The organism is Corticimicrobacter sp. (assembly GCF_040137905.1).
In the GTDB taxonomy this organism is placed as follows: domain Bacteria; phylum Pseudomonadota; class Gammaproteobacteria; order Burkholderiales; family Burkholderiaceae_B; genus Corticimicrobacter.
In genome coordinates this window covers 136,420-147,573 of the sequence record NZ_JBEFDG010000030.1, presented here as the reverse complement: position 1 = coordinate 147,573, position 11,154 = coordinate 136,420, and the positions used below count along the sequence as shown (strand labels likewise).

The window sequence follows — 11,154 nt, the reverse complement described above, 5'->3', positions numbered from 1 at the left end:
GGGCAGCGCTGTTTTGTTGAACGCCACGACAGCATCCAACAGGCGGGGGCCTTCAGCGGGACCTGTCTGAGCAGCGCGAAGCGCTGCGAGTTTGTCCCGCTGCCCGTCTGTTGGATGCTGTCGTGGGCAGTCCTGCACCGTCCAGGTGCCAGGACCGGAAACAGACAGCGCTGCCCTCACAGCAGCGCCACCCTGGCGTGTCTTCCCAAGATCAAGCCACCACATCCAACTTGGCAATCCCCAACGCCAGCGTCTTGGCCCCCACATCCTGGAACTGAATCTGGGCCTGCGCATCCTGCCCCTGCCCGCTCAGCCCAATGATCGTCCCTTCACCAAAGCGGGCATGGCGCACGCCCTGGCCGATACGGAACTGCTGATCGCCCACAGTCACGCTGGCACCACCGAGGCGACCACCACGCGGACTGGTCGTACCGGAATCCGGCCGGCCAAAGGCATCACGGGGCGTATTCCAGCCCGACGACGCCGCACCGCCGTCCCAGGAACGGCTCTCGCGCACTCGGGGCGTCAGCCACTTGACATGCTCTTCCGGCACTTCCTCCAGGAAACGCGAACGCATTGCGTAACGTGTCTGCCCATGCAGCATCCGGCTTTGCGCCAGGCTCAGGTAGAGACGCTCCCGCGCACGCGTCATGGCCACGTACATCAGGCGCCGCTCCTCTTCGAGACCGGACTGTTCCAGCAGGCTGTTTTCATGCGGAAACAGCCCTTCTTCCAGACCAGTCACGAACACCGCCTTGAACTCCAGCCCCTTGGCGGCATGAACCGTCATCATCTGCACGGCATCTTCACCCGCCTGGGCCTGGTTATCACCCGCCTCAAGCGAGGCATGCGACAGAAAGGCCGAGAGCGGTGTCATCACATTCACAACAGCAGCGCCTGCCACTTCGTCCGTTGCCAATGCCGGCGCATCCAAGGGCGCAAACGGCACAGGCGGTGGCAGTTCTCCGGCAGACAGTCCCTCGTAACCGGACTCCCCGGCAAAGGCGGCGGCTGCGTTGATCAGCTCGGACAGGTTTTCCAGCCGTTCGGCACCTTCGCGCTCGCCTTGATAAAAGGCGCGCAATCCACTGGCTGCAATGACATGATCCACCAGCTCAGGCAGAGACAGCCGACGCGTGTCCTCGCGCATCTGGGCGATCAGCGTGGCAAACTGGGCCAGGCTGCTGCCGCCGCGTCCGGCCACGAAAGGCACGGCATCGGCCAGGCTGACACCATGTGTCCGTGCGGCGTCGGCCTGCGACTCCAGCGTACGGGCACCGATCCCGCGCGCCGGGAAGTTGACCACGCGCAGCCAGGCCGTATCGTCACCCGGATTGGCCAGCAGTCGCATGTAGGCCAGCGCATGCTTGATTTCCTGGCGCTCGAAAAAGCGCAGCCCGCCATATACGCGATAAGGGATACCCGCCGTGAACAGTTGGTGCTCGATGACCCGGGACTGCGCATTGCTGCGATAGAGAATGGCAATCTCATGCCGTGGGCAGCCGTCAGAGACCAGGCTGCGGATCTCGTCCAGCACCCATTGTGCCTCGAGCAGGTCGGAAGGCTGCTCCATGATGCGCACCGGCTCGCCTGCCCCCTGGTCGGTCCAGAGATTCTTGCCCATGCGGCCATCGTTGTGCTCGATCAGCGCATTGGCCGCATCCAGGATGTGTCCATAAGAGCGATAGTTCTGCTCCAGGCGGATCACGTTGCCCTGCGCATAGTCGCGCTCGAAATCGGCCATGTTGCCGACATTGGCACCGCGGAAGGCATAGATCGACTGGTCGTCGTCGCCCACCGCGAACAGCGCCGCGCCATCGCCTGCCAGCAGCGTCAGCCACTTGTACTGCAGGGCATTGGTATCCTGGAACTCATCGACCAGGATATGCCGAAAGCGACGCTGATAATGCTCGCGGATCGGTGCATTGCGGCTCAGCAGCTCATAGGCGCGCAACAGCAGTTCGGCAAAATCGACCACACCCTCGCGCTGGCACTGGGCATCGTACATCTCATAGATTTCGACCTGCTTGCGGCTGAAATTGTCCCAGGCCTCAACCTGGGCCGGGCGCAGTCCCGACTCCTTGGCATTGTTGATGAACCGTTGCACATCGCGCGGCGGATATTTGTCATCATCGATGCCTGCGCCCTTGAGCAGCCGCTTGATGGCAGACAGTTGATCGGCGCTGTCCAGTATCTGGAAAGTCTGTGGCAGGCCGGCATCGCGATGGTGCGCGCGCAGCATGCGATTGCACAGGCCATGAAAGGTGCCGACCCAGAGGCCGCGCGTATCGATGGGCAAAATGGCTGCGACCCGCGTCAACATCTCGCGGGCCGCCTTGTTGGTGAAAGTCACCGCCATCAGTCCGTAAGGGGTGACCTGGCCTGTCTGTATCAGCCAGGCCATGCGTGTGGTCAGTACCCGGGTCTTGCCGCTGCCTGCTCCCGCCAGCACCAGGGCATGGCGGGGTTCCAGCGTGACGGCGGCACGCTGCTGTGGATTGAGTGACTCGATCATGCTGCGTAACGGCGCAGGCGCTGGGCAAATTCATCGAGTTGGGCAATGCCACTTTGCTGGGCACGCTGGCACCACGCCTGAAGATCAGCCAGCAACTGCTCGCTGCTGGCGCTCGAGCTTTCCCAGAGACGGGACAGTTCGCGGCGCATCTGCACCATGGTGGACAGCTTCTGGTTGCTGCTCAGCACTTCATCAAGCTGGGCGCGATGCTCGGGCTTGAGCGAAGCATCATCCTCACTCTTGTGCAACGCACGGCGCGCCTTGCGGAACAACGCCAGATTGGCACCCGAAGCCTTGGCCTGCAGACGGGTCAGTTCCTGGCTGCCGGCCTTCTTGAGCATGTCGGCATAGCGCGCCATGATCTCATAGCGGTGCGTGATCACGCCTTGCAACGTATCCAGGCTGATCGAACCCTGGTCCTCGCCCAGCTTCAGCTTGGGTGCGACCTTCTTGACCGTGGCCAGCCCCAGCATGCGCATGAAGCTGATATAGACCCAGCCTACGTCGAACTCGTACCACTTGCTGGAAAACTTGGCCGACGAGGCATGGGCGTGGTGGTTGTTGTGCAGCTCTTCGCCACCGATGATGATGCCCCAGGGACTGATGTTGGTGCTGGTGTCCGGGCTGGCAAAATTGCGATAGCCCCAGAAATGGCCCAGGCCATTGACCACGCCAGCTGCCCAGAAGGGAATCCAGGCCATCTGCACGGCCCAGACGGTCAATCCGACCGCGCCGAACAGCAATACGTCGATCAGCATCATCAGCATGATGCCGCGCGCGCTGTAGCGCGAATAGACATTGCGCTCCATCCAGTCATCAGGCGTGCCCTTGCCGAACTTGTCGAGAGTTTCTCGATTATTGGATTCGTCACGGTAGAGCTCGGCCCCGCGGAACAGCACACGCCAGATCCCGTAGACCATGGGTGAATGTGGGTCACCGTCGCGCTCGCAGCGGGCATGGTGCTTGCGGTGGATGGCCACCCACTGCTTGGTGACCATGCCGGTGGTCAGCCACAGCCAGAAGCGGAAAAAATGCGCCACGGCCGGATGCAGGTCAAGGCCACGGTGTGCCTGGCAGCGATGCAGGTAGATCGTGACGGCTGCAATAGTGATGTGAGTCACCACCAGAGTGAACACGACGATCTGCCACCAGGAGGCGTCAGTCAGGCCGTTGGAGAGAAACGCGAGGATGTAATCCATATGGCGTGTCGGACCTCATTGAAAATAAAAACCAGATAGCCGGAGTTTAATCCAGCCGCTTGAGATATGACAGCCGTATGGCAGAAAAGTTTTGTGCTATTCAGGTTTATGTGCTAGTAAAAGCAACACCCCAAAGGCAGGCATATAATGGTTCGGTTACTTTTCAACCCCTCTTTCCCGGGCACACGCCAGACATGAGCAAAACATCTTTGGACAAGAGCAAGATCAAGTTCCTGTTTCTCGAAGGAATCCACCCCTCGGCCAGCGAAATCCTGCGCCAGGCGGGCTACACCCAGATCGAAAACCTGACCACCGCCCTGCAGGGCGATGCCCTCAAGGAAAAGATCGCCGACGTACACTTCATCGGCCTTCGCTCCCAGAGCCAGTTGACTGCCGACATCTTCGAGCACGCCAAGAAGCTGGTTGCTGTGGGCTGCTTCTGCATCGGCACCAACCAGGTCAACCTGGATGCTGCCCGCGAGCGTGGCGTGGCTGTTTTCAATGCACCCTACTCCAACACCCGTTCGGTGGCCGAACTGGTGCTGGCCGAAGCCATCCTGCTGCTGCGCGGCGTGCCCGAAAAAAGCAAGCTGGCGCATGACGGCGTCTGGCGCAAATCTGCCGCCAACTCTTTCGAGATCCGCGGCAAGACCCTGGGCATCGTCGGCTACGGCGCAATCGGTACCCAACTGTCGGTACTGGCCGAGTCGCTGGGCATGCGCGTGATCTATTACGATGTCATCAACAAGCTCTCGCTGGGCAATGCCCATCAGGTCGCCGACCTGTACGACCTGCTGGGCCAGAGCGATATCGTCAGCCTGCACGTGCCCCAGACCCCCTCTACCAAATGGATGATCGGGGCCAAGGAAATCGCGGCCATCAAGCCGGGCGGCATTCTGATCAATGCATCGCGCGGTACCGTGGTCGAAATCGATCCCCTGGTCGAAGCACTCAAGGCCAAGAAGCTGTCGGGTGCCGCCATTGATGTGTTCCCCAAGGAACCGGGCAACAACAACGAAGAGTTCGTCTCGCCGCTGCGCGGCCTGGACAACGTGATCCTGACCCCGCACGTCGGCGGCTCGACCATGGAAGCCCAGGAGAACATCGGCAAGGAAGTGGCCGAAAAGCTGGTTCGCTACAGCGACAACGGTACCACCACCTCCGCCGTCAACTTCCCCGAAGTGGCCCTGCCCGAGCATCCCGACAAGCATCGTCTGCTGCACGTCCACCAGAACGTGCCGGGCGTCATGTCGGAAATCAACCGCATCCTGTCCGAGAACAACATCAATATCTCGTCGCAGTACCTGCAGACCAGCGGCAACGTCGGCTACGTGGTCATCGACCTCGATGCCGCCTCGTCCGAACTGGCACAGGAAAAACTGGCACAGGTCAACGGCACGATCCGCTGCCGCGTGCTGTTCTGAGGCGCTGATATTTCTGGCAGCATGTTGCTGTGCTGCCAGGCACCGCTGCGTACCGCCTGCCTCGCTGAAAAACGCTGCTGTTTTCGACTGAGATAGCAGCGTTTTTATCGTCTGCGTTCTGGTATCACGCCAGGCTTGAAAAGCCCTGTCGTCCTGAGACCCACACCACGGCAAGGGTAACAGCCAGCAACAACATCAGCACGGGTGAAAACGCCACAACGCCCAGGCGATCCAACAACACGCCGCCAATCATTCCACCACCGGCAATCGCCATATTCCAGGCCGTGACCAGCATGGACTGCGCCACATCGGCGGCCTCTGCCGCAGTCCTTGCAATGGCCGTCTGAAACAGCGTTGCAGCACCACCAAACGCCAGCCCCCAGATAGCCACAGCGGCATAGACGGCTACAGCATTGGTCGCGATGCCGAGCAGCAATGCCGACAGGCCGAACAGCATCGTGCTGACCAATATCAGCATGCGCAGATGTCGGTCGATCAACACACCGATGATCCCGATGCCCAGCAGGGATGCCATGCCAAACACCAGCAGCACCAGATCCGTGCGCTTACCCATGCCTGCTGCTGCCAGAAAGGGCGCAATATAGGTATAAAGAATATTGTGTGCCAGCACAAAGGCCAATACCACAAAGAGCACCGGTCGAATTCCCGGCATGGTGAATACACGCCCGAGCGGCAAACGCTTGCCCGCGGCCTGTCCGGCAAAATCAGGCACCTGAATGCGTACCCACGCCATCAGCACCAGAGCCAGCATGCTCATCATGCCAAAGCACATCCGCCAACCCACCAGATTGCCCAGGAACGTCCCTGCGGGCACACCCAGCGACAGTGCCAAAGGGGTACCGACCATGGCAATGGCAATCGCCCTGCCCTTCAAATGATCAGGCACCATGCGTGCGGCATAACCCGCCAGCAGTGCCCACAGCAACCCCGCCGACACACCGGCGAGAAAGCGCGCCACCATCGTCACGGCATAGCTGCCGGAAACCGTTGTCACGGTATTGGCCATCACAAAGCCCGCAATGGCTGCCAGCAGCAACGGACGACGACGCACGCCCTGCGTGGCAGTTGTCAGCGGGATGGCCGCGACCAGCGAGCCAAGGGCATAGAGGGTGACGGCCTGCCCGACCCATGCCTCGGATACGGCCAGGTCCTGCGCCATCTGCGGCAACAGCCCTGCCGGCAGGGCCTCGGTCAGGATAGTGATGAATGCAGCCGTGGCCAGCGCCAGCAGCGATGCAAGCGGCAAGCGGTCTCGTGCCTGAGTTTTCATCGAGTCGCCCCCTGCACACCATAGACGGCATCGCGCAGATCCGTGACAAAACGACCAGACATACCCTCGTACAGCGTGTTGGTGAAGGCCACTACACTCAGGCCCTGGGTCCGATCCACGAACCAGGCATGACCATAGGCACCACCCCAGCGCCAGGTGCCTGGCGATTCCGGCGATGCGGCACGCTGCGGATCGCGCAGCACTGACCAGCCCAGGCCGAAGCCGAAACCCGGCGCATTGGGCAGCTCAAGACCCGGGGTCTGATCACGCCCCATCTCCTCGATCAGTTCGTCGGACAGCAACGTGCCACCCCACTGGCGCAGGCTTTCCAGCAAGCGCAGCAAATCAGCGGCCGTGCCTGCCATGCCCGCGCCGCCAGAAGGAAAGGCAGCCGCATCGAAGATACGCGCAGGGCTGTAGGAAATGCCGACTGCCCCCTCGAAAGCAGAGATTGTTTCACGCTCGGCCAGTCGGTGTGGCTCCGGAGCATCATTCACATAGGCTGTCGCTACGCGCTGAAGGTCATGCGCGATGAAGCCGGTATCCGTCATGCTCAGCGGGCCAGTCACCAGTTGGCGTATCGCTTCGTCCAGCGGCGTACCGTGGACGCGCGCAATCAGGGCACCCAGCACATCGGTCGCCAGCGAATAGCCCCAGCCTGCACCTGGCGGGTACAGCAGCGGCACGCTGGCGATACGACGCAGGTTTTCGTCCAGAGTAATGCCTGACGCGTCCATGCCATCCGACACGCCTGCCTGCGCATAGGGCCCTTGTGCATCTGCCTCGAAAAAGCGATAGCCCAGACCTGCGGTGTGGCTGAGCAAGTGGCGCACGGTAATCCGTGCTGGCGAGCCATCGCCCAGTCGGGGTTGGAATTCGGGCAGCCAGCGCGCAATATCGTCATCCAGCGCAAGTCGTTCCTGCGCCACCAATACCAGTGCCGCAACCGACACGATGGGCTTGCTGACCGAGGCCAGCCGGAAGATCGTGTCAAGCGTCATCGGATGCGCATGCTCACGATCTGCCCATCCGGCAGCCTGCTGATGGATCAACTCGCCATCGCGCGCCACGAGCACGACAGCACCGACCAATCGCCGTTCGTCCAGTGCCTGCTGGATAACAGACCGAAGACGGGCGGGAAGATGGGCTGGCGGCACACCTGGGTTCAGGAAAGAAATGGGGGTCATCACGGCAACGTCCTCGACTTGATCGGTTATTTGATTGGCGATGCCGTTACGATAGAAAACCCATCATTAAAGAAAAAGCAGGCTACAGTTCCTATTTATACGGAACATAACTTCCGCAATTGGAGGGTGATATGGACAGTTTGAATGGCTTCACAGTGTTCGTGCAGGTCGCCGAAACGCGCAGCTTCGTCGCGGCCGGCCGGCTGCTGGGCGTGTCGGCCTCGGCCATCGGCAAGAGCGTGGCGCGACTTGAGGAAAAACTCGGGGTACGCCTGTTCCATCGCAGCACGCGCAGTATCACGCTGACGGCTGAGGGCACACTGTTCCTGGAACGCAGTCGACGCATCCTGGCTGAGATCGAAGCCGCAGAGCAGGAACTGTCACAGGCCAGCAACGCTCCGCGCGGACGCCTGCGAATCAGCCTGCCACTGGTCAGCACACTGGTCCTGCCGGTACTGGGCGAATTCATGCGTACCTATCCCGACATCGAGCTGGATCTGGACTTTACCGACCAGATGGTCGATGTGATCCAGGATGGCTTCGATGCCGTCGTACGCACGGGCGAACCCGCCGACTCCCGCCTGACGGCGCGCCGACTGGGTACATTCCGTTCTTTGCTGGTCGCTTCCCCGGATTACCTTGAGCGACATGGCAGGCCGCAAGTGCCCGCCGATCTGCTGCAGCACCGCTGCCTGCACTACCGCTCAGGCTACAGTGGCAAACTGGAACATTGGGCACTGCGCCTTGCGCCGGGCGAGCCACCGCTGCAGCTCCCCACGTCGATGATCTGCAACAACATCGAGACGCGTGTGTGCTTCGCGCTGCAAGGGCTGGGGATTGCCTACCTGCCGGACTTTTCCATTCGCGAAGCACTGGCCGATGGCCGCCTGGAGTCTGTTCTGACCGACTACGTGGAGCGCACGGGTGTTTTCCATGTACTGTGGCCGGCCAGCAGGCACCCATCACCGAAAGTGCGGGCCCTGGTGGATTTCCTGTGCGAGCACGTATTTCCTGAGGAGCCCCTCAGCCAGTTGCCTTCCTCTGCAATGCCGCTGCAAAGAAGCCATCCGTGCCATGCACATCCGACCTCAGGCTGAGATAGGGGCCGTCCAGCACCAGCGCAGGCACCCGATCTCCCAGCACTTCCCGTGCGTCAAGCAATTCAAAATCCGGATGCTGTGCCAGGAATGCTTCGATCTGGGCTTCGTTCTCGTCCGGCAGAATGCTGCAGGTGGCGTATACGAGCCTGCCGCCCGGTGCCACGCAACGCGCTGCCGAATTGAGAATGCGTGCCTGTATCTCCACCAGCGCGGCCAGGCTTTCCGGCGTCTGGCGCCATTTCAGGTCAGGATTGCGGCGCAGCGTACCCGTACCGCTGCAGGGTGCATCGACCAGCACCCGATGCGCCTTGCCTGACAGGCGCTTCACGCGGGTATCATTTTCGCTGCTCAGGGCGATCGGAATCACATTCGACAGTCCGCTGCGGGCCAGTCTCGGCTTGGCATTGGCCAGCCGCGCAGCCGACACATCCATGGCATACAGCCGCCCCGTGGAACGCATCAGCGCACCCAGCAGCAATGTCTTGCCACCGGCACCGGCACAAAAATCAACCACGGTTTCCTGCCGCTTGGGACCGACCATCAGGGCCAGCAATTGGCTGCCTTCGTCCTGCACCTCGATCTGCCCGTCCGTGAACTGGCTCCAGCGATTGAGCGGCAAATGCATATCCAGCCGCATGCCCCAGGGAGAGTACGGTGTCGCCGTCAGCTTGTCCGACAGCTCGCCCAGCTGGGCCTGCAGCACCGTCATCATGGCGTCGCGCTCGGCCTTGAGCGGATTGACGCGCAGGTCGAGCGGCGCAGGCTGGTTGAGCGCCTGGGCCAGTGCCTCGGGCTCGGCCAGCGCACCGATCTTCTCGTCCAGCCAGTCGGGCAGGCTGTGCCGCACCGCCCTCGACTGGCTTTGAGGATCAATGCGACCGACATGCTCGAGCCAGGCGCGCTCATCCATCTCCAGCGCCTCTTCGAGCGCAGCGGCCCCCAGCGTAGCCGACAGCCCCAGGATCGCCAGGCGGCGCGTCGCCGTGCCATGGCCACTTGTCGCCATCTGGCGGTAACGTCGCAGATGACGCAAAGTGTCGTACAGGCCCTCGGCCAGTTCACCCCGGTCGCGGCTGCCCAGACGGGCATTTTCCTTGAACCAGCGGGACAGCGCCACATCGGCGGGCTGCTGCCAGTTCAGCACCAGATCGAGTACCTGGCGCAGTTGCTCGAGGCGAATGCCAACACGGCCACCACGCGGTGCCGCCTCGGCGACCTCGAAGCGTCGACGGTTGTCAGGGCGGCTGCCCAACTCGCGACGCGCGCCGGAATCCTGACGATCAGGACGCGCCACACGACCGACGCGTTCAGGTCGTTCGGAGCGTACAGGCCGCTCTCTGCGATCTGCGCGTTCGGTACGTTCTGCACGATCCGTGCGTTCAGTGCGATCTGCACGTACGCCACGCTCTGCCCGGTCAAAGCGACTGTTGGCACCCTCCCCCTCGCTGCGACCGCGCCCGGCGCTGCCCGACGCGCGGCGCGCACCTGGATCCTGGCGTGATGTTTCCTTGCGCACCCCATCACGCTGCCCGCCGGCAGGCCCGCGTGTGCCGGTTTCCGGCCGCGCACCTGGACGACTTTTGCGTTCCGTCGGCCGGCCCTGCCCCTGTTCGGGGCGCGTACCTGTCTTGACCCAGCGCGGCTGTCGCGACTGTCGTTTCTCGTTCATTGCTGACCTCCGGTTATCTGTACATCGCCGCCATAGAAAAAGCGGCTTTCCACGCCCTGCACTTCCACACGTCCCGCCTCGCCCATCTCGACCCGTCCTTCGGACAGCCAGCGTGCCACCTGCGGATAAATGCGATGTTCCACCTGCAACACGCGCTGCGCCAGAGCCTCCGGCGCATCACCTGCAAGAATCGGCACGGCCCCCTGCGCAATGATGGGGCCACTATCGAGCAGCGGTGTCACGAAATGTACCGTGCAGCCATGCACCTGCACGCCCTTGGCCAGTGCCTGAGCATGCGTATGCAGGCCCGGAAAGGCCGGCAACAGTGACGGATGGATATTGACCAGCCGGTGCTCGAAATGGCGCACGAAGCCCGGCGTCAGGACACGCATGAAACCAGCCAGCAATACATAGTCGGGCGAGTATCGGTCGATGGCATCGGCCAGCGCCTGGTCGAAAGCCTCGCGGCTCGAGTAGTCGCGGTGCGGCACACAGGCTGTTTCTATACCCTGCGCCTGGGCCCATGCGAGTCCGGCGGCTTCTTCGCGATTGGCGATGACGGCTACGATGTCGGCCGGCCAGCCCTGCTCACGACAGGCCTGCACAATGGCCTGCATATTGCTGCCCTGGCCCGAAACCAGGATGACGAATCTGCACGGCACGGCAGACGAATGGCCCCGATCGGGCAACGAAGAAGAAAAATCCGGCAAAATAGCGCTTTCCATGAAAATGGCGACCCAGGCGGCGAACCCGACATTGTAAACTTTCG

Annotated in this window: 8 protein-coding genes; 2 read left to right on the top strand and 6 right to left on the bottom strand. The window is 62.0% G+C overall.

The genetic code is table 11. The features are described 5' to 3' along the window. Window positions 1-211 precede the first annotated feature (211 nt). Together ABN482_RS05165 and ABN482_RS05160 are read right to left on the bottom strand one after the other, a co-directional pair. A complete protein-coding gene (locus ABN482_RS05165) occupies window positions 212-2,515 on the bottom strand; it encodes a UvrD-helicase domain-containing protein (protein WP_349502977.1) in 2,304 nt (767 codons plus the stop codon). Beyond that, window positions 2,512-3,714 carry a DesA family fatty acid desaturase gene (locus ABN482_RS05160; RefSeq protein ID WP_349502976.1) on the bottom strand — a complete coding sequence of 401 codons (1,203 nt, stop codon included), beginning with the start codon at window positions 3,712-3,714 and terminating at the stop codon, window positions 2,512-2,514. The genes ABN482_RS05165 and ABN482_RS05160 overlap by 4 nt, the downstream gene beginning before the upstream one ends. A 194-nt stretch (window positions 3,715-3,908) precedes the next feature. On the opposite strand from ABN482_RS05160, the gene serA reads away from it, so the two are divergent. Beyond that, window positions 3,909-5,138, top strand: a complete 1,230-nt coding sequence (gene serA, locus ABN482_RS05155) for a phosphoglycerate dehydrogenase (protein ID WP_349502975.1) — start codon at window positions 3,909-3,911, stop codon at window positions 5,136-5,138. A gap of 124 nt (window positions 5,139-5,262) precedes the next feature. Here serA and ABN482_RS05150 read toward each other — a convergent pair whose 3' ends face one another. Both ABN482_RS05150 and ABN482_RS05145 read right to left on the bottom strand, forming a co-directional pair. Next, window positions 5,263-6,429, bottom strand: a complete 1,167-nt coding sequence (locus ABN482_RS05150) for an MFS transporter (protein WP_349502974.1) — start codon at window positions 6,427-6,429, stop codon at window positions 5,263-5,265. Continuing rightward, window positions 6,426-7,616 (bottom strand): serine hydrolase domain-containing protein, encoded by a 1,191-nt coding sequence (locus tag ABN482_RS05145; RefSeq protein WP_349502973.1) that lies wholly within the window; start codon window positions 7,614-7,616, stop codon window positions 6,426-6,428. Before ABN482_RS05145 ends, ABN482_RS05150 begins: the two co-directional genes overlap by 4 nt. Before the next feature lie 131 nt (window positions 7,617-7,747). Between ABN482_RS05145 and ABN482_RS05140 the strand changes: the two genes are divergently transcribed. Further along, window positions 7,748-8,713 (top strand): LysR family transcriptional regulator, encoded by a 966-nt coding sequence (locus ABN482_RS05140; RefSeq protein WP_349502972.1) that lies wholly within the window; start codon window positions 7,748-7,750, stop codon window positions 8,711-8,713. On the opposite strand, the gene ABN482_RS05135 is transcribed toward ABN482_RS05140, so the two are convergent. Together ABN482_RS05135 and purN are read right to left on the bottom strand one after the other, a co-directional pair. Further along, complete coding sequence (locus ABN482_RS05135) at window positions 8,640-9,881, bottom strand: RsmB/NOP family class I SAM-dependent RNA methyltransferase (protein WP_502877242.1); 1,242 nt, start codon at window positions 9,879-9,881, stop codon at window positions 8,640-8,642. The two genes, ABN482_RS05140 and ABN482_RS05135, sit on opposite strands and share 74 nt — an antisense overlap. Before the next feature lie 500 nt (window positions 9,882-10,381). Then, window positions 10,382-11,110: a phosphoribosylglycinamide formyltransferase gene (purN, locus tag ABN482_RS05130; protein WP_349502970.1), complete on the bottom strand. Its 729-nt coding sequence runs from the start codon at window positions 11,108-11,110 to the stop codon at window positions 10,382-10,384. Window positions 11,111-11,154 lie beyond the last annotated feature (44 nt).